The organism is Massilia sp. YIM B02763 (assembly GCF_030412015.1).
Classification (GTDB): Bacteria; Pseudomonadota; Gammaproteobacteria; order Burkholderiales; family Burkholderiaceae_D; genus Telluria.
In genome coordinates, this window is the sequence record NZ_JASNRD010000011.1 from 107608 (window position 1) to 126794 (window position 19187).

General features: G+C 68.1%; 13 protein-coding genes. 9 read left to right on the forward strand and 4 right to left on the reverse strand.

The window, feature by feature from the left end:
• Window positions 1–7: 7 nt before the first annotated feature.
• The 3 genes from QPK32_RS15540 to QPK32_RS15550 all read right to left on the reverse strand — a co-directional run bounded on the left by QPK32_RS15540 (window position 8) and on the right by QPK32_RS15550 (window position 3541).
• A complete protein-coding gene (locus QPK32_RS15540; RefSeq protein ID WP_290413695.1) occupies window positions 8–2200 on the reverse strand; it encodes a bifunctional diguanylate cyclase/phosphodiesterase in 2193 nt (730 codons plus the stop codon).
• 123 nt (window positions 2201–2323) lie between these two features.
• Window positions 2324–2707, reverse strand: coding sequence for a response regulator transcription factor (locus QPK32_RS15545; protein WP_290413696.1), 384 nt, complete (start codon window positions 2705–2707; stop codon window positions 2324–2326).
• Window positions 2708–2836: 129 nt separating this feature from the next.
• Window positions 2837–3541, reverse strand: coding sequence for a pirin family protein (locus QPK32_RS15550; protein WP_290413697.1), 705 nt, complete (start codon window positions 3539–3541; stop codon window positions 2837–2839).
• Window positions 3542–3692: 151 nt separating this feature from the next.
• Between QPK32_RS15550 and QPK32_RS15555 the strand changes: the two genes are divergently transcribed.
• Window positions 3693–4325, forward strand: coding sequence for a hypothetical protein (locus tag QPK32_RS15555; protein ID WP_290413698.1), 633 nt, complete (start codon window positions 3693–3695; stop codon window positions 4323–4325).
• On the opposite strand, the gene QPK32_RS15560 is transcribed toward QPK32_RS15555, so the two are convergent.
• Entirely contained in the window at window positions 4322–4534 is a 213-nt protein-coding gene (locus QPK32_RS15560) for a DUF3820 family protein (protein ID WP_290413699.1), read from the reverse strand. The genes QPK32_RS15555 and QPK32_RS15560 overlap by 4 nt on opposite strands.
• 80 nt (window positions 4535–4614) lie before the next feature.
• On the opposite strand from QPK32_RS15560, the gene QPK32_RS15565 reads away from it, so the two are divergent.
• From QPK32_RS15565 to QPK32_RS15600, 8 genes are all read left to right on the forward strand, one after another.
• On the forward strand, window positions 4615–5037 hold the full coding sequence (locus tag QPK32_RS15565) for a DUF1810 domain-containing protein (RefSeq protein ID WP_290413700.1): 423 nt from the start codon (window positions 4615–4617) through the stop codon (window positions 5035–5037).
• A 119-nt stretch (window positions 5038–5156) separates the two neighbouring features.
• Entirely contained in the window at window positions 5157–6743 is a 1587-nt protein-coding gene (locus tag QPK32_RS15570; protein WP_290413701.1) for an NYN domain-containing protein, read from the forward strand.
• A gap of 171 nt (window positions 6744–6914) precedes the next feature.
• The gene (locus QPK32_RS15575) at window positions 6915–7364 is read left to right on the forward strand and encodes a hypothetical protein (protein ID WP_290413702.1); all 450 of its coding nucleotides are present in this window, start codon (window positions 6915–6917) and stop codon (window positions 7362–7364) included.
• Window positions 7365–7426: 62 nt separating this feature from the next.
• Complete coding sequence (locus QPK32_RS15580; RefSeq protein ID WP_290413703.1) at window positions 7427–8896, forward strand: sodium:solute symporter; 1470 nt, start codon at window positions 7427–7429, stop codon at window positions 8894–8896.
• A gap of 120 nt (window positions 8897–9016) precedes the next feature.
• Window positions 9017–10888 carry a signal peptide peptidase SppA gene (gene sppA / locus QPK32_RS15585; protein WP_290413704.1) on the forward strand — a complete coding sequence of 624 codons (1872 nt, stop codon included), beginning with the start codon at window positions 9017–9019 and terminating at the stop codon, window positions 10886–10888.
• A 302-nt stretch (window positions 10889–11190) separates the two neighbouring features.
• Complete coding sequence (locus QPK32_RS15590) at window positions 11191–12549, forward strand: efflux RND transporter periplasmic adaptor subunit (RefSeq protein WP_290413705.1); 1359 nt, start codon at window positions 11191–11193, stop codon at window positions 12547–12549.
• 139 nt (window positions 12550–12688) lie between these two features.
• Complete coding sequence (locus QPK32_RS15595; protein WP_290413706.1) at window positions 12689–15823, forward strand: efflux RND transporter permease subunit; 3135 nt, start codon at window positions 12689–12691, stop codon at window positions 15821–15823.
• Window positions 15820–19179 carry an efflux RND transporter permease subunit gene (locus QPK32_RS15600; RefSeq protein WP_290413707.1) on the forward strand — a complete coding sequence of 1120 codons (3360 nt, stop codon included), beginning with the start codon at window positions 15820–15822 and terminating at the stop codon, window positions 19177–19179. Before QPK32_RS15595 ends, QPK32_RS15600 begins: the two co-directional genes overlap by 4 nt.
• Window positions 19180–19187 lie beyond the last annotated feature (8 nt).

Consider the following 19187-nt stretch of genomic DNA (forward strand, 5'->3'; position numbering starts at 1 on the left):
AAGCCGATCAAGCCGTGCCGGCCGCCCCGTACATCCGCTCGAATTCCGCCGCCGGCACGGGCCGGCCCAGCAGGTAGCCCTGCAGTACGTCGCAGCCGCAGTCGGCCAGCAGGCTGCGCTGGGCCTCGTCCTCGACGTCCTCGGCGATGATGCCCAGGTCCAGCTTGCGCGCCAGCGCGACGATCGCCTCGACCAGGTGGCGGCCGTGCGCCGGCGCACCGTCGTCGTAGGGCGCGTGGACCAGGGCGCGGCCGATCTTCAGCGTCGCGAACGGGAAATCCTGCAGGTAGGCGAGGGACGACGGACCCGTGCCGAAATCGTCCAGCGCGAACTGCACGCCCAGTTCGTTCAGGCGCTGCATGCGCGGGATCAGGTCGGGCAGCTTGGCGGCGAACACGTTTTCCGTGATCTCCAGCGTCAGGCGGCCGGCCGGGGCGCCGCTGGCGGCCAGCATGGCGGCCAGCGCGTCCGGGAAGTCGGGGTCGCGCAGCTGGCGCACGCTGACGTTGACGGCCAGCGGCAGCCCGGCCAGCCGCGGGTCGCGCGCCCAGCGCGCCAGCAGGCCGCAGCTTTCCTCCAGTACCTGCATGCCGATCGGGACGATGAGGCCCGAGGCCTCGGCCTGGCCGATGAATTCGCCGGCGCCGACCGGCGCCGCCATGTGGTCGCCGTCGCGCTGCCAGCGCACCAGGGCCTCGGCGCCGGCCAGGCGGCCGTCGGGCGCGAACTGCGGCTGGCAGTGCAGCACGAACTGGCGCCGCGCCAGGCCGTCGCGCAGCTGGCCGTCGAGCGCGGCCTGGCGCGCGGCCGCTTCCTGCATGCCGGGGTCGAAGAAGCGCATCGTGTTGCGGCCGTCGGCCTTGGCGCGGTACATCGCCAGGTCGGCCTGCTTGAGCAGGGTGTCGATGCCGGTGCGGTCGCCGTCGAACAGCGTGGTGCCGATGCTGGGGGAGGTCGAGCACTCGCAGGCGACCAGGTCGAAGGGCACGCCCAGCGCGTCGAGGATGCGCCGGCTCACCAGCTGGGCTTCGCCGATGGCGTCGTCCTTCGACGTGCCCAGGTTTTCCAGCACCACGACGAATTCGTCGCCGCCCAGGCGCGCCAGGTGGTCGGACTCGCGCAGCGCGGCGCGCAGGCGGGCGGCGACCTGGCGCAGCAGCATGTCGCCGACGTCGTGGCCCATGGTGTCGTTGAGCAGCTTGAAGTTGTCCAGGTCGAGGAACATCACGGCGCCATACTGCTGCGAACGGGCCGCGCGTGCCAGCACCTTGCCCAGTTCCTCGGTCAGGAAGCGGCGGTTCGGCAGGCCGGTCAGGTGGTCGAAGTAGGCCAGTTCGTAGATGCGCCGTTCGGCGTGCTTGCGCTCCGTGAGGTCGCCGGTGGTGCCGGACATGCGCAGCGCACGGCCTTCGGCGTCGCGCACGATGTAGCCGCGCGCCAGCACCGGCACGTCGTGGCCGGCCCGGTGGCGCAGGCGGAATTCGATGCCGAAGTGCTCGCGCCCGCTGTGCAGCAGCTCGGCGAGGAAGCCGGCGATGCGGGACTGGTCGTCCGGATGCGCCATGCGGATCCAGGTGGTGGCGTTGGCCTCCTGCTCGCCCGGCGCATAGCCGACCAGTTCCCACCAGCGCGGCGAATAGTAGGTGTCGCCGCTGACCATGTCCCAGTCCCAGGGGGCGTCGGTGGAGCCGCGCAGGGCGAGCGCCAGGCGCTGCTCGGACTGTTCCAGCGCCAGCCGCGTCGATTGCAGCGCGGTGCACTCGGTGAAGCAGACGATCGCGCGCAGGCGGCCGTCGTGCCGTTCGGGATAGGCGTTGGCCAGCATCCAGCGCACGCCGCCGGCGACCGGCGCAGGCAGGCCGACGACGAGGTCGCGCACCGGTTCGCCGGTACGCAGCACGTGGTTGGCGGGGAATTCGTGGGGCGGCATCGGCGTGCCGTCGGCGCGGACGAAATGCCAGGCCGGGACGGTCGCTTCCAGTCCGACCGCTTCGTCCGTCCCGCGACCGAGCAGTTCCAGCGCATGGCGATTGGCCGACAGCACATGCCCGTCGCTGCCGTGCACGACGACGCCGGCGGGCAGGTGATCGAGCAGGGGATCGAGAAGAGGCGCGAGCAGAGGCGCAGGCACCTCGGTGCCGGGGCGCGTGTCTCCCTGGGCGCGCTCTCGGGCAGGGTCGCGTAGCGGTTCCGTATGCATACGAATGTTCAGTTTTTTCTGCATACTATCAGTTCCTCGGCCGGTGTGGCGCGAGCATTGAACCGCCGAACGGGCGTTGCGCCGCGGCGTCGATCGCGGCGGCCGGACGCGATCGCGGTGACTTCAGGACGCCGGTTTCAGGTAGCGGCGCAGGCGCGCCAGCAGTTCCTGCGGCTGGAAGGGCTTGATGATGAAATCGTTGGCGCCGGCGTCCAGGGCGCGCACCGTGTCGCGCTCCGTGTTCTTGGCCGTCAGCATGAGGACGGGCACGTCGGCCCAGGCCGGCTGCGAGCGGATCAGGCCGATGATTTCGAAGCCGTCCACGAAGGGCAGCATCACGTCCAGCAGCACCAGGTCCGGCGGCGGCTGCGAGACGACGTGCTCGACGGCCGCGCGGCCATCCGCGGCGTGGGTGACGACATAGCCCTGGCGTTCGAGCATGAAGCTCAGCACGTGGGCGATGTGGACGTCGTCCTCGACGACGAGAACGCTGGGTTGAGGGTTCATGACGGAATGGCCATAAAAGTTGCATACGGGATTTAATTATACGCACCCGATGTCACATTTTATGGCCATTGTGGCAGCAAAAAGACTGCCGGCGCCGCTTTTTTTCGCGGTGCCGGCCCGATGCTGCGCTTACTCGCCCGGCAGGTCGAACAACAGCAGTTCGGCCGCTTCCGCGTGGTCCAGCACGAGCTTCGATTCGCGGCCGATCTTGAGCGCATCGCCGTCCTTGAGCGGCACGCCATTGACGCTGACGTCGCCGCGGATCACGTGCACGTAGGCCAGGCGGCCCGGATCGAGCGCGTGCTCGACCTTGTCGCCTTCGTCCAGGATGCTGGCGTAGATCGAGGCGTCCTGGTGGATCAGCACGGACTCCTGGCGGCCGTCGCCGGACGCGATCAGGCGCAGCTTGCCCTGCTTGCTCTCGGCCGAGAAGTGCTTCTCCTCGTAGCTCGGCGCGATGCCCTTGACGTTCGGCTGGATCCAGATTTGCAGGAAGTGGACTTCCTCGGTCTGCGAGCCGTTGAATTCGCTGTGGCGCACGCCGCTGCCGGCGCTCATGCGCTGCACGTCGCCGTAGTGCAGCACGGAGCCGGTGCCCATGCTGTCCTTGTGTTCCAGCGCGCCGTCCAGCACGTAGGAGATGATCTCCATGTCGCGGTGGCCGTGCGTGCCGAAGCCGGCGGCCGGGGCGACGCGGTCTTCGTTGATGACCAGCAGGGGGCCGAAGCCGTTATGGCGCGGATCGTAATAGTCGGCGAAGGAGAAGCTGTGCTTCGATTTCAGCCAGCCGTGGTGGGCACCGCCCCGTTCTTCGCTCCTGCGTACTTCCATCATGATAAGCTCCTTGATATCTGTTTCGAATTTTTGCGATCTCGGTTTTTGCGATCGCCTGTCCATGGAAAACAGTATAGGCAGGCCGAGGGCGAAAGAAAAACGAGTAATTTGGCCAGGTATCATCGAAAAAATTGAATATGAGGGAAGCGCGATGAAGCAATGGATCGCCGTGCTGGGCCTGCTGGCGGCAGCGCAGGTGCAGGCGCAGAACGAGTTGCCACATCTGGCGCGCGTGGCGGCGCCGGCTGGCGAGAAGGTTGACTTCTATGAGAATTCCAGGGGCTGCCCGGAGGGCGGCGACGCCTGCCGCAACGATCGCCGCGCCGAGCCTGGCGAGGAGTTGCTGATCACCGGGTCGCGGGACGAATGGCGCCATGCCTGGTCGAAAGGCTGGGTACGCGCTGCGCTTCTGGCGGACGTGCCCGCCGATGCGCAACCGGCATGGGACGGGATCTGGGTCGCGACCGAGGCGCCGGAGAACCACCCGGCTCGCATTGCGATTGCCTGCCGTGCAGGCGGCTGCCGCGTCGACGGTGAAGCCAAATGGACCAACGGCGCCCTGCCGAATGGCGAGCGGATCGAGAACCTGGGCAGCATGCAAGGACCGCTCCGCGTCGATGGCAACCGCGGCCGCTTCAACGATGGCAACCCGCTGATGCCGGACATCGGCTGCAAGGCGGACTTCGTGCGCCTTGGCCGCTACCTGGTCGTACAGGACAACGGCCAGTGCGGGGGGTATAACGTGCGTTTCGATGCCGTCTATACGCTCGACGGCAAGCCCTAGCCGCGGCGCAGCGGGTCGAGCAAGCCGCGCAGCGCGTTGTGATCCAGCTCGTACATGAGCTCGAGCAGCTCGCCCAGCTCCCCCTTCGGGAAGCCTTCGCGCGCGAACCAGCCCAGGTAGTGGCCGGGCAGGTCGGCGATCTTCGTGCCCTTATACTTACCGAAGGGCATGTCGCGGGTCAGCAGCAGTTGCAGGTGTTCGGGTTTCATGGCGCGTACTCTAGCAAATCGCGGACCGAACATCGCGGACATCGCAACAGGGGTAGGATGCGCACGAAGGAGGAAGGGCAATGGACACCGATTTCGATCTCGAGCGCTTCGTGACGGCCCAGCAGGGCGTGTACGAGGCGGCGCTGGCCGAACTGCAGGCCGGCCGCAAGCGCAGCCACTGGATGTGGTTCATCTTTCCCCAGGTGGCGGGCCTGGGGCGCAGCGAGATGGCGCAACGCTACGCGATCCGCAGCAGCGACGAGGCGGCCGCCTACCTGGCCCACCCCGTGCTGGGGCCGCGCCTGCGCACCTGCGCGCAGGCGGTGCTGGCGCACGGCGACCGCGCCATCGAGGACATCTTCGATGCGCCCGACGACCTCAAATTCCACTCCAGCATGACGCTGTTCGCCGACGTCGCGCCCGACGAAGCCGTGTTCCAGGACTGCCTGGACCGCTTCTTCGACGGCGCAGGCGACCCGGCCACGCTGTCCCGGCTGGAGTAGGGCGCGGCGCCTGTCCCGGGCCGGCCGCGCGCGGCTGGCCGGACGCGCACGCTTGCCCGCCGTGTTGTTGCGTATAATCGCTGGATAGCTTGTCCACCAATCATTACACAACAACAATCATGGCTTCATCTTCAGAAAACATCAGCATGGCGGTGTTCTGCGACTTCGAGAACGTCGCACTCGGCGTGCGCGATGCGAATTACGAGAAATTCGACATCAAGCCCGTCCTCGAACGCCTGCTGCTCAAGGGCAGCATCGTCGTCAAGAAAGCCTATTGCGACTGGGACCGCTATAAAAGCTTCAAGGGCCCGATGCACGAGGCGAACTTCGAGCTGATCGAGATCCCGCACGTGCGCCAGTCCGGCAAGAACTCGGCCGACATCCGCCTCGTCGTGGACGCGCTCGACCTGTGCTACACCAAGTCGCACGTCGACACCTTCGTCATCGTCTCGGGCGACTCCGACTTTTCGCCGCTGGTGTCCAAGCTGCGCGAGAACGCCAAGCGCGTGATCGGCGTGGGCGTCAAGCAATCGACCTCGGACCTGCTGGTCGCGAACTGCGACGAATTCATCTTCTACGACGACCTGGTGCGCGAGATCCGCCGCGCCGCCGCCAAGCGCGACGAGCGCAAGGGCCAGCCGCAACAGGGCCGCCGCCCGGCTTCGGACGAGGGCAACCGCAAGCGCGAGGAAATGGAAACCCGCAAGCTGCAGGCGCTGGAAATGGTGGTCGAGACCTTCGACGCGCTGGTGGCCGAACGCGGCGACACCGGCAAGATCTGGGCCTCGCTGCTGAAGGACACGCTGAAGCGCCGCCGTCCGGACTTCAACGAGACCTATTTCGGTTTCCGCACCTTTGGCAACCTGCTGGAAGAAGCGCAGACGCGCGGCCTGTTCGAATTCGGGCGCGACGAAAAATCCGGCACCTATGTCTACCGCAGCGCCAACGCCCGCGCCGCCGAGGCGGACGTGCTGCCGGCGGCGACGGTCGCCGACCCGGCCGAGATGCCGAGCGAAGACGTCGTGCTGGAGACCGTGGCCGAGCTGGCCGCGCCGGCACGCGAGCCGCGCCGCCGCGGCGGCCGTGGACGCAAGGGCCGCGAGCAGGCGGAGCAGCCGACGATGGAGCAGGGCCGCGAGGCGGCCACGCCGCTGGCGACCGACGATGCCGGCAGCGGCACCTGGCCGGCGCCGACGCCGGACCTGGCCGAAGCCCAGGAACCGGTCGCCGTGGAAGCCGACGAAGCGGCCGCCGCGGCCATCGCCGAAGCGCTGGTGCCGGCCGCCGAGCCGGAGCAGCCGGCGGCTGACGTCGCCGCGGAGGAAGCCCCGGCCGCGCCCGTGAAGGAACGCCGCCGTGCGCCGCGCGCCCCGCGCAAGCCGGCCGCCCGCAAGGGCGCAGCCGCTGCCGAGGCGGTCGACGCGGCGGCCGACGCCGCGGTGGAAGCGCCGGCACCGGCACCCGCACCGGCACCCGAGCCGGGCACCACGGCGACCCCGGATGCGGTGGCCGAGGACGACAGTGCCGTGGCGCAGGATGCCGCCGGCGCCGTCGAAGGCGGACAGGAAGAGGGCGAGGCCCAGGACCAGGAGGCGAAGCCGCGCAAGAAATCCTCCCGTCCCGCGCACAAGGCGCCGTCGCGCAAGCCCGCCACGCGCGCCCCGCGCCGCCCGGCCAAGGCGAAGACGCCGCCGGAAAACGGCTGATCTTTCGGCAAGGGTGGGATGCGCCACCCTTTTGGGACAGCTATGCAATAATGGCAAGTCCTACGTCGCCCCTGCGAAGGCAGGGGCCCAATGTGGCCGGCGCCGCCGCGGTGCATGCAACATTGGATCCCTGCCTTCGCAGGGATGACGTGCATCTTTGCAGGGGACGCCATGTACACGCCTACCGTTTCCACCGCGCCCCGGCGCCTCCTCGCCACCCTGGCGCTGTGCCTGCCTGTGTTCGGCGCCCACGCGGCAACGCCTTCCGCCAGCCACCCCCTGCTGGGCATCTGGACCCTGACGATCCCCCAGCTCGCCTGCTCGGAAACCTACCACTTCCGCGGCGACGGCACGAGCCTGGTCAAGAGCGCCAGCGAAGTGTCCGAAAGCGAATTCACCATCACCGAGCAGCCCAGCGCCAAGGGCTTCTACAAGTTCGACGACCGCGTGGTCAAGGACAACGGCAAGGAAGACTGCGCCGGCGACATCACCAAGCCCGGCACCCGCGCCACCAACTACATCCGCTTCCACCCGTCCGGCGCGCGCTTCGTGATGTGCCGGGACGAGACCATGGAAGCCTGCATCGGGCCCTTCGAGCGGGCGCCGGCGCAGGGGATCTGAGCGGGTAGGCGGCTTGGTGTATATTGCTGGGCGATCAGACAACGTTTCATGGATTTCCCCGAATGTCCCCGGCTTTACTCTTCTGCATCCTCATTGCGTATTTCGGCCTGCTGCTCGGCGTCGCCTGGCTGACGTCGCGCAACGCCAACAACGACAGCTTCTTCATCGGTAACAAGAGCAGCAACTGGATGCTGGTCGCCTTCGGCATGGTCGGCACCACGCTGTCCGGCGTCACCTTCGTCAGCGTGCCGGGCGCCGTGGGCAAGGACGGCTTCGGCTACCTGCAGGTATTGATCGGCTACGTGCTCGGCTACATCGCCGTCGTCTACGTGCTGCTGCCGCTGTACTACCGCATGAAGCTGACCTCGATCTACCACTACCTCGACGTGCGCCTGGGGCGGCGCGCCTACCAGAGCGGGGCCGGTTTCTTCATCCTGTCGCGCCTGTTCGGCGCCACGGCGCGGCTGTACCTCGTCGTCGCCGTGCTGCAGGCGATCATCCTGGACAGCCTGGGCGTGCCGTTCTGGCTGACGACCTTCGTCATCCTCGGCATGATCCTGCTGTACACCTACCAGGGCGGCGTGAAGACCATCGTCTGGACCGACACGCTGCAGACCACCTGCATGCTGTTCGGCCTGTTCGCCTGCGCCGCCTTCATGCTGCACGAACTCGGCCTGTCGGCGCCCGCGGCGCTGCAGCGCATGCAGGAGCAGGGCCTGGCGCACGTGTTCACCACCGACGTCGACGCGCCCGGCTTCTGGCTCAAGCAGATCGTCGCGGGCGCCTTCATCACCATCACGATGACGGGCCTGGACCAGGAAATGATGCAGAAGACGATCTCGGTGAAGACGCTGCAGGACTCGCAGAAGAACCTCCTGAGCCTGACGGCCGTCCTCGTCGTCGTGCTGTGCGCCTTCCTGTTCCTGGGCGGCCTGCTGTACCTGTACGCGCCGCAGGCGGGCGTGACCGCCACCGGCGACAAGATCTTCCCCGCCGTCGTGATGGGCCACCTGCCGGCCGCCGTGCAGATCATCTTCCTGATCGCGCTGATCTCGGCGCTGTTCCCCAGCGCGGACGGCGCCATCACGGCGCTGACCTCGACCTTCTGCATCGACATCCTGGGCATCAAGCGCCGCGACGACCTGTCGGAAGCCGCCAAGGTGCGCCTGCGCCGCCACGTGCACCTCGTGTTCGCCCTGCTGTTCCTGGCGATGGTGATGGTGTTCAAGTGGCTGGACGATCCCAGCATGATCGGCGTCGTGCTGAAGGTCGCCGGCTATACCTACGGCCCCTTGCTCGGCCTGTTCGCTTTCGGGATGATGACGAAGCGCACCCTGAACGACCGCCTGGTGCCGTTCGTGACCATCGGCGCGCCGGTCCTGTGCGCTTTGTTGGAACATTATCAGCAGTACCTGCTGGGCAGCTACAAGCTGGGACTCGAGCTCTTGATCGTCAACGGCGCGCTGGTGTTCGCGGGACTGTGGGCGATCTCGCGCCGGGCGACCGCGAGCCCGGCTACAGTCGCCGCCTGATCGTCGCCCCTGCGCAGGCAGGGGCCCAATGTGCGTGCAGTACGGCTGCGCGTGCGGAAATTGGGTCCCTGCCTCCGCAGGGACGACGGCGCCATTTGAATCTATATTTATGGAGTCCCGATGTCCGATAAGCCTAAATCTGCACTGCGTCGTGGTGTCGGCGCCTTCTGGCGCGGCCTCGACGCCACCCGCCGTTTCCTGCTCAACCTGCTGTTCCTGTTGATCGTCATCGGGATCCTGTGGGCGATGTTCGGCGGCGGCCTGAAGCCGCTGGCGACCAAGACGGCGCTCGTGCTCGACCTGAAGGGCGAACTGGTCGAGGAGCGCGCCGGCAGCGTGCGCGATTCGCTGGTGGCCGGCGTGAGCGGCAATGCGCGCCGCCTCGTCCAGCTGCGCGACGTCCTCAACGCGCTCGATGCGGCGGCCAAGGACGGCAATATCAGCAGCGTCGTGCTGCTGCTGGACGAGCTCGATGGCGGCGGCCTGGCCTCGCTGCGCGAGATCGGCGCGGCCGTCGAACGGGTGAAGGCGGCCGGCAAGACCGTCGTCGCCTGGGGCGGCAGCTACGACCAGAAGCGCTACCTGGTCGCCTCGCACGCCAGCGAGGTCTACCTGCACCCGATGGGCATGGTGCTGATCGAGGGCTTCGGCAAGCACCGCAACTATTACCGCGACGCGCTCGACAAGGTCGGCGTCACCGTCAACCTGATGAAGGTCGGCACCTACAAGAGCTTCGCCGAGCCGTATATCGGCAACGGTCCGTCGCAGGCGGCCCAGGAAGCGGACAGCTACCTGTACAACGCGCTGTGGACCAACTACATGACCGAAGTCGAGAAGGCGCGCAAGCTGCCGGCCGGCGCCATCGCCAAGGGCATCGACGAACTGCCGCAGCGCATGGAAGCGGCGGGCGGCAACGCGGCCAAGGTGGCGCTGGACTGGAAGCTGATCGACGGCATCAAGACCCTCGACGAGGTGCGCGAACTGATGACCAAGCGCGGCGCCTACGAGGAACGCTACAAGAGCTTCCGCCAGGTCGGCTTCCAGGAATACGTGGCGCGCCATCCGGAAAAGGCGTTCGGCGACGCCGTCGGCGTCGTGGTCGCGGCGGGCGACATCACGGACGGCAACGGCGGCCCGGGCATGGTCGGCGGCCGCTCGACGGCGAACCTGATCCGCGCCGCGCGCGAGGACAGCCAGATCAAGGCCGTGGTCCTGCGCATCAATTCCCCGGGCGGCAGCGCCTACGGTTCGGAACTCATCCGCCGCGAGCTGGAGCTGACGCGCGCGGCCGGCAAGCCGGTGGTCGTGTCGATGGGCGACGTGGCCGCGTCGGGCGGCTACTGGATGTCGATGGCGTCCGACGAGGTCATCGCCGACCAGTCGACCATCACCGGCTCGATCGGCGTGTTCGCCATCCTGCCGACGGCCGACAAGGTCGTCGACAAGCTGGGCATCCACACGGCGGGCGTGACGACGACCTGGCTGGCCGATGCCTACAACCCGCTGCGCCCGCTCGACCCGCGCTTCGGCCAGCTGGTCCAGTCCAGCATCAACCACATCTATGCCGACTTCACGGGCAAGGCGGCGGCGGCGCGCAAGACGACGCCGCAGCGCATCGACGAAGTGGGGCAGGGCCGCGTCTGGACCGGCGCCCAGGCCAAGGAGCGCGGCCTGGTCGACCGCCTGGGCAGCTACGACGACGCCCTGCGCTCGGCCGCCAAGCGCGCCAAGCTGGGCGACGACTACCGCGTCGCCTATGCACGCCTGCCGGAATCCTTCGCCGAGCGCCTGGTGGAAAGCCTGGGAGTGGGCGACGTGCTGGCGCCCAGCGTCCAGGTCAAGCTGGGCCTGCTGCCGGCCGACCTGGCCGCCAGCGCCCTGTCGGGCAAGACGGCGGCCGGCATCGGCCGCGAGCTGGGCTGGCTGTCCGACGTGGCCGACCGCCGCCAGCCGTTCACGGCGGTCACCCATTGCCTGTGCGAGGCGCCCTGACAGAGGCGCGCGCTTCAGGTTTGTAACAGGATGTTGTTCGGCATGCATATGTAAAAACATGCCGAAAACGCGGGCGAGGGAAAGTTCCTCGCCCGTTTTTTCTTGGATTCCCAGGCTTTATGCCGACTTCTGTGTAAAACAATGTTAAGAAGTGATTGTTTGGCACGGTTTCCGCCGCCTTCCATGTAACGGCGACGTCGGCCCCTCTGTACGTTACGAAACATAAATACGAGGCGGGGCGTGCTACATTCTGCAGGAATAATTGTTGTGCTTTTGAACATCAGCCCCGCCTTAGGATTCGCATGAACTCGACCGTTTCGCCGGACAAGGACAAGGAAAAAATCGTCGCCAAACCCTCGCATACGCGCCGCAAGCGCGTCATCGGCACCATCGTCGCCATCCTGGCCATGGCCGGATTGGGATTGCTGGCGTGGAAATTGACGCACCAGGCGCCCGCGGCCGGTCCCGGCGCGGGCGGCGCCGGCGGCCCCGGTGCGGGCGCCGGCGGCCGGGGCGGTCCCGGCGGCCCTGGCGGCGGCTTCCCGGCCACCACGGTCGGCGTCGGCAAGGCCGAGAAGGCCGACATCCCGATCCTGCTCGACGCGCTGGGCACCGTCACCCCGGCCGCCGTCGCCACCGTGCGCCCGCAGATCTCGGGCGTGCTGCAGAAGATCCAGTTCACCGAAGGCCAGCTCGTCAAGGAAGGCCAGGTGCTCGCCACCATCGATCAGCGCCCGGCCCAGATGGCCCTGCTGCAGGCGACCGGCCAGCGCCAGCGCGACGAAGCCCAGCTCGAAAGCGCGAAGCTGATCCTGTCGCGTTACCAGACGCTGCTGCAGCAGGACTCGATCGCGCGCCAGGACGTCGACACCCAGGCCGCCCTCGTCAAGCAGCTCGAAGGCACCGTCAAGACCGACCGCGCCGCCGAGGGCGTGGCGCAGATCAACCTCGGCTATACCCAGGTACGCGCGCCGATCAGCGGCCGCGTGGGCCTGCGCACCGTCGACATCGGCAACCTGGTCGGCAGCGGCGACAGCACCGGCATCGCCGTGATCACCCAGCAGTCGCCGATCGACGTGGAATTCGCCGTCCCGCAGGACAGCCTGCCGCAGCTACAGCAGCGCATCAACGAAGGCGCCACGCTGCCGGCCACGGCGCTGGACCGCACGCGCACGACGGAACTGGCGACGGGCCGCTTCACGGCGCTCGACAACCAGGTCGACACCCAGACCGGCACCGTGCGCGCCAAGGCCCGCTTCACCAACGACGCCTCCAAGCTGTTCCCCAGCCAGTTCGTCAACATCCGCCTGCAGCTCGACACCGTCAAGGACGCGGTGACGGTGCCGGTGACGGCGCTGCGCCACGGCGCCAACGGCGACTTCGTCTACGTGCTCAACCAGCAGGACCGCACCGTGTCGCAGCGCGCCGTCAAGCGCGGCCAGGCCGACGCCCAGCGCGTGCAGGTCGTCTCGGGCCTCTCCGGCGGCGAGACCGTGATCACCGAAGGCGCCGACCGCCTGAAGGATGGCGCCAAGGTCCAGCTGCCGACCGACAAGCCGCGCGGCCAGAACGGCGCCCAGGGCACCCATGGCGGCCAAGGCGCCGCCGGCCAGGGCCAGCAGGGCCAGCACCGCCGCCAGCAGCAGGGGGCGGCGCAATGACGGTGGTGGTTTCGTTACGCGCCCTCAGCCCGTCGTCCCTGCGCAGGCAGGGACCCAAGTTCTGCATGCATTGCGGTAGCGCCGGCCACATTGGGCCCCTGCCTGCGCAGGGGCGACGGGGCGGCGAGGAGGTGCTTGCATGAGCCCATCCGCCCCGTTCATCCGCCGCCCGGTCGCCACGTCGCTCCTGATGCTGGCGATCGTGCTGGCCGGCCTGGTCGGCTACAAGTTCCTGCCGCTGTCGGCGCTGCCCCAGGTCGACTTCCCCACCATCCAGGTGCAGACGCTGTACCCGGGCGCGAGTCCGGAAGTGATGGCGCGCACCGTGACGGCGCCGCTGGAGCGCCAGTTCGGCCAGATGTCCGGCCTGTCGCGCATGAGTTCCACCAGCGCCGCCGGCGTGTCCGTGGTCACGCTGCAGTTCACGCTGGGCGAGTCGCTCGACGTGGCCGAGCAGGAAGTGCAGGCCGCGATCAATGCCGGCGGCTCGCTGCTGCCGACCGACCTGCCGGCGCCGCCCGTCTACGCCAAGGTGAATCCGGCCGACGCGCCCGTGCTGACGCTCGCGATCACCTCGGACTCGATGCCGCTGACCGAGGTGCAGAACCTCGTCAACACGCGCCTGGCGCTGAAGATCAGCCAGGTGACGGGCGTGGGCCTCGTCACGCTGCAGGGCGGCCAGAGGCCGGCCGTGCGCATCCAGGCCAATACCGATGCGCTGGCGTCCTACGGCCTGGGCCTGGACACGCTGCGCACGGCGATCACGAACGCCAACGCCAACAGCGCCAAGGGCAGCTTCGACGGCCCCGCGCGCTCGTACACGATCAACGCCAATGACCAGCTGGTCACGGTGCCGGACTACAAGAACCTGATCGTCGCCTACCGCAACGGCGCGCCCGTGCGCCTGGACGACGTGGCGCGGGTCGTCGACAGCGCGGAAAACGTCAAGCTGGGCGCCTGGGCCAATACGAAGCCGGCGATCATCCTCAACGTGCAGCGCCAGCCGGGCGCCAACGTGATCGCCACCGTCGACGCCATCAAGGCGCGCCTGCCCGAGCTGCAGGCCGGCCTGCCGCAGAACATCCGCCTGGACGTGCTGTCGGACCGCACCACCGGCATCCGCGCCTCCGTCGAGCACGTGCAGATCGAGCTGGTGCTGGCCGTCGTGCTGGTGGTGCTGGTGATCTTCGCTTTCCTGCACAGCGTGCGCGCCACCGTCATCGCCAGCCTGGCCGTGCCCATCTCGCTGGTCGGTACCTTCGGCGTGATGTACCTGCTCGGCTACAGCCTGAACAACCTGTCGCTGATGGCGCTGACGATCGCCACCGGCTTCGTCGTCGACGATGCGATCGTGATGATCGAGAACATCGCGCGCTACATCGAGGAAGGCGAGAAGCCGATGGATGCCGCGCTGAAGGGCGCCACGCAGATCGGCTTCACCATCATCTCGCTGACGGTGTCGCTGATCGCCGTGCTGATCCCGCTGCTGTTCATGGGCGACGTGGTGGGCCGCCTGTTCCGCGAATTCGCCGTGACCCTGGCGATCACGATCCTGATCTCGGCCGTCGTCTCGCTGACGCTGGTGCCGATGATGTCGGCGCGCTGGCTGAAGGCCGAGGACAAGTCGCACGAAAGCAGGTTCGCGCGCAAATTCCAGGCCTTCTTCGACCGCGTCATCCACCACTACGACCGCTCGCTGACCTGGGTGCTGGCGCGCCAGGGCATGACCCTCGTCGTGGCGCTGGGCACGCTGGTGCTGACGGCGCTGCTGTGGACCTTCATCCCGAAAGGCCTGTTCCCGACCCAGGACACGGGCCAGCTGCAGGCGCGCGTGGAAGCGCGCCAGGCCATCTCGTACACGGCGATGGCCGAGCTGCAGCAGGCCGCCGCGCGCGAGATCCTGGCCGATCCGGACGTGGAGTCGCTGGCCTCGACGGTGGGCGTGGACGCCGCCAACAACACGATGCTCCATACCGGCACGATGCTGATCAACCTGAAGGAAGACCACGGCAACCAGGAGGAGCTGATGGACCGCCTGCGTGCCCGCGTGGCGCGCAACGTGGCCGGCGCCACGCTGTACCTGCAGCCGACCCAGGACCTGACCATCGACGCCGAGAGCGGCCCGACCCAGTACCGCCTGTCGATCGAAGGCGCCGACACGGCCACCGTGACCCAATGGGCGACCAAGCTGTCGCAGGCGATGGCCAAGCGCAAGGAATTGCGCAACGTCGTCACCGATGCCGGCGCGACCGGCGCCGCCGCCTTCGTCAACATCGACCGCGACAGCGCCTCGCGCATGTCGGTCACGGCGTCGAACATCGACGACGCGCTGTACAGCGCCTACGGCCAGCGCATCGTGTCGACGATCTTCACGGAGACCAACCAGTACCGCGTGATCCTGGAAGCGCAGCAGGACGAGCAGATGTCGCTCGAGTCGCTGGAAAACCTGCAGCTGCGCACGGGCTCCGGCTCGCCGACGCCGCTGTCGGCCATTGCCAGGATCACCGAGCAGGCGGCCCCGCTGCAGATCACCCACGTGGCCCAGTACCCGGCCACCACGGTGGGCTTCGACACGGCGTCCGGCGTCAAGCTGGGCACCGCCGTGGAGGCGATCCACGCTGCCGCCAAGGAGATCGGCCTGCCGCCGTCCGTCACGCTGACCTTCCTGGGCGCCTCGGGCGCCTACCAGGCCTCGCTGTCGAACCAGCTGTGGCTGATCCTGGCGGCCGTCGTGTGCGTGTACATCGTGCTCGGCGTGCTGTATGAAAGCTATGTCCACCCGCTGACCATCCTGTCGACGCTGCCGTCGGCCGGCGTGGGGGCGCTGCTGGCGCTGCTGGTGACCGGGCAGGGCCTCGGGGTCATCGGCATCATCGGCATCATCCTCCTGATCGGCATCGTCAAGAAGAACGCGATCATGATGATCGACTTCGCCATCGAGGCCGAGCGCGACGAGGGCAAGGATCCGCGCACGGCGATCCACCAGGCCGCGATGCTGCGTTTCCGCCCGATCATCATGACGACGCTGGCCGCGCTGTTTGCCGCGATCCCGCTGATGTTCGGCTGGGGTTCCGGCGCCGAGCTGCGGCGTCCCCTAGGTTTAGCTATCTTCGGCGGACTGATCGTCAGCCAGATGCTCACGCTGTACACGACGCCCGTGATCTACCTCGCCTTCGACCGCCTGGCACGCCGCTGGGGCGGCCAGGAGCCGGCCAAGCCGGCGGGGCCGGGCGCGACGCCGCCGGGCGGCGCCAGCCACGGGGTCGGCGCATGAACCTGTCCAAGCCGTTCGTCAGCCGCCCGATCGCGACGGTCCTCCTGACCATCGGCCTGGCGCTGGCCGGCATCGGCGCGTTCTTCGTGCTGCCGGTCTCGCCCTTGCCCCAGGTCGACTTTCCCGCGATTTCCGTGTCCGCCAGCCTGCCGGGCGGCAGCCCGGACACGATGGCCAGCTCCGTCGCCACGCCGCTGGAACGGCGCCTGGCGACCATCGCCGGCGTCAACGAGATCACGTCCAGCAGCGGCAACGGTTCCACCCGCATCAGCCTGCAGTTCGACCTGAACCGCCAGATCGACTCGGCCGCGCGCGAAGTGCAGGCCGCGATCAACGCCTCGCGCGCCGACCTGCCGGCCACGCTCAAGAGCAATCCGACCTACCGCAAGGCCAATCCGTCCGACGCGCCCGTGATCATCCTGGCGCTGACCTCGAAGTCGCGCAGCCCCGGCCAGATCTATGACGAGGTGTCGAACCTGGTGCAGCAGAAGCTGGCGCAGGTGAAGGGCGTGGGCGACGTCGAGATCGGCGGCGGCTCGCTGCCCGCCGTGCGCGTCGACCTGATCCCCTACCAGATGAACCAGTACGGCCTGTCGAGCGAGGATGTGCGCGCCGCCATCCAGGCCAGCAACCCGAACCGCCCGAAAGGCGCGCTGGAAGGCAGCGGCATGCGCCTGCAGATCTATTCGCAGGCGAACACCCCGACCAACGGCCGCACGGCGGCCGACTACAAGGGCCTGGTGGTCGCCTGGCGCGGCGAGTCCGCGATCCGCCTGCAGGACATCGCGGACGTCACCGACGGCGTCGAGAACATCAACACGCTGGGCCTGTTCAACGGCCAGCCGGCCGTGATCGTGCTGGTGACGAGCCAGCCGGGCGCCAACGTCATCGAGACCGTCGACGGCGTGCGCGCGCTGCTGCCATCGCTGCAGGCCCAGCTGCCGCAGGACGTGAGCATGGCGGTGGCGTCGGACCGCACCAACTCGATCCGCGCCTCGCTGCACGAGATCGAGTTCACGCTCCTGATCTCGATCGTGCTGGTGGTGCTGGTGGTGAGCGTGTTCCTGCGCAGCGTGCGCGCCACCATCGTGCCGGCCGTCGCGACCATCGTGTCGCTGCTGGGCACCTTCGGCGCCATGTACCTGATGGGCTTCTCGCTGAACAACCTGTCGCTGATGGCGCTGACGGTCGCCACCGGCTTCGTCGTCGACGACGCCATCGTGGTGCTGGAAAACACCAGCCGCCACGTGGAAGAGGGCATGGACAAGGTCAAGGCCGCCTTGCTGGGCGCCCAGGAAGTGGGCTTCACCGTGCTGTCGATCAGCCTGTCGCTGGTAGCCGTGTTCATTCCGCTGCTGTTCATGGGCGGCCAGGTCGGCCGGCTGTTCCGCGAGTTCGCCGTGACCTTGTCCGTCGCCGTCATGATCTCGCTGGTGATCTCGCTCACGACCACGCCGATGCTGTGCGCGCTGCTACTGAAGCCGGGCCAGAAGATCGAGCGCAGGCCCAGCCTGTTCGCCCGCATCTCCGAGCGGGGCTTCGGCGGCATCCTGAAGGCCTACGAGCACGCGCTCGACTGGGCGCTCGACATGAAGTGGCTGGTGATGCTGATCCTCGCCTTCGTCGTCGGCCTGAACGTGTTCCTGTTCGCCGCCGCGCCGAAAGGGTTCTTCCCGCAGCAGGATACCGGACAAATCAATGGCGGCATCCGCGCCGACCAGAGCATCTCGTTCCAGGCCATGCAGGAAAAGCTGCGCCAGCTCGTCAACATCATCAAGAGCGATCCGGCCGTCGATACCGTGGTCGGCTTCACGGGCGGCTCGCGCGCGGGCGGCGGTTTCATGTTCCTCAACCTGAAGCCGGCCGACCAGCGCGCCAAGGGAGAAAGCGGCCAGGCCGTGATCGCGCGGCTGCGGCCGAAGCTGGCCAAGGTGACGGGCGTCCAGCTGTTCCTGAACCCCGTGCAGGACTTGCGCATGGGCGGACGCCAGAGCAATTCCACCTACCAGTACACCCTGAAGAGCGACAACCGCAACGACCTGAAGCTGTGGGCCTCGCGCCTGGCCGACGCCATGAAGACGCAGAAGGCGCTGACCGACGTCGACACCGACCAGGCCGAGAACGGCGTCGAGACCTACGTCCAGATCGACACCCACAGCGCGGCGCGCCTGGGCATCAGCGCGCGCGACGTCGACAACGCGCTGTACAACGCCTTCGGCCAGCGCCAGGTCGCCAACATCTACGACGAGTTGAACCAGTACCACGTGATCATGGGCGTCGCGCAGAAGTATGCGCAGTCGCCGGAGGCGCTGGACGACGTCTACGTGCCGACCAAGGGCGCCACCGGCAGCACCACGACCGCGAGCGCGGCCGGCACGGCCACCACTGCCGGCACCGTGTCGAACACGAGCACCGCCACGGGCAGCACGTCCACGGCGACGGCCGGTTCGACCACGACGGCGACGACGGCAAGCGCATCCGGCACCGGAACCACGTCCAGTACGCCGAACCTGACGGCGGCGCGCGATCCGTCCAGCGGCAGCGCGCTGTCGACCAGCGCCGCCACGATGGTGCCGCTGTCCGCGATCGCCCACTTCGCCGAGCGCTCGACGCCCAGCTCCGTCAACCACCAGGACGGCGAGCTGGCCACGACGGTGTCGTTCAACCTGGCCCAGGGCTATTCGCTGTCGCAGGCCGAAGCCGCGGTGCGCCAGGCCGAGGCCGACATCGGCATGCCCGTCAACGTGCGCGGCAGCTTCCAGGGCCAGGCCAAGCAGGCGCAGGAATCGAACCAGCAGCAGCCGCTGCTGATCCTGACCGCCATCGTCGTCATCTACATCGTCCTGGGCGTGCTGTACGAAAGCCTGGTGCACCCGCTGACGGTGCTGTCGACGCTGCCGTCGGCGGGCGTGGGCGCCGTGCTGGCCCTGTTGATGTTCAAGATGGAGTTCTCGATCATCGCGCTGATCGGCGTGTTCCTGCTGATCGGCATCGTCAAGAAGAACGCCATCCTGATCATCGACTTCGCGCTCGAGGCCGAGCGCGCGCGCGGCCTGTCCGCGGTCGAGGCGGTGCGCGAAGCCTGCCTGCTGCGCTTCCGCCCGATCCTGATGACGACGCTGGCCGCCGCCCTGGGCGCGCTGCCGCTGGCGATCGGCTTCGGCGAGGGTTCCGAGCTGCGCCAGCCGCTGGGCATCGCCATCATCGGCGGCCTGATCGCCAGCCAGCTGCTGACACTCCTCACCACGCCGGTCGTCTACGTCTATCTCGACAAGCTGCGCCGCCGCAGCCCGGACGAGCACCACCTGGTGCGCCATCCGGGCGGCGAGCAGTCTCCGCTTACCACCACCCCATGAAACGAATT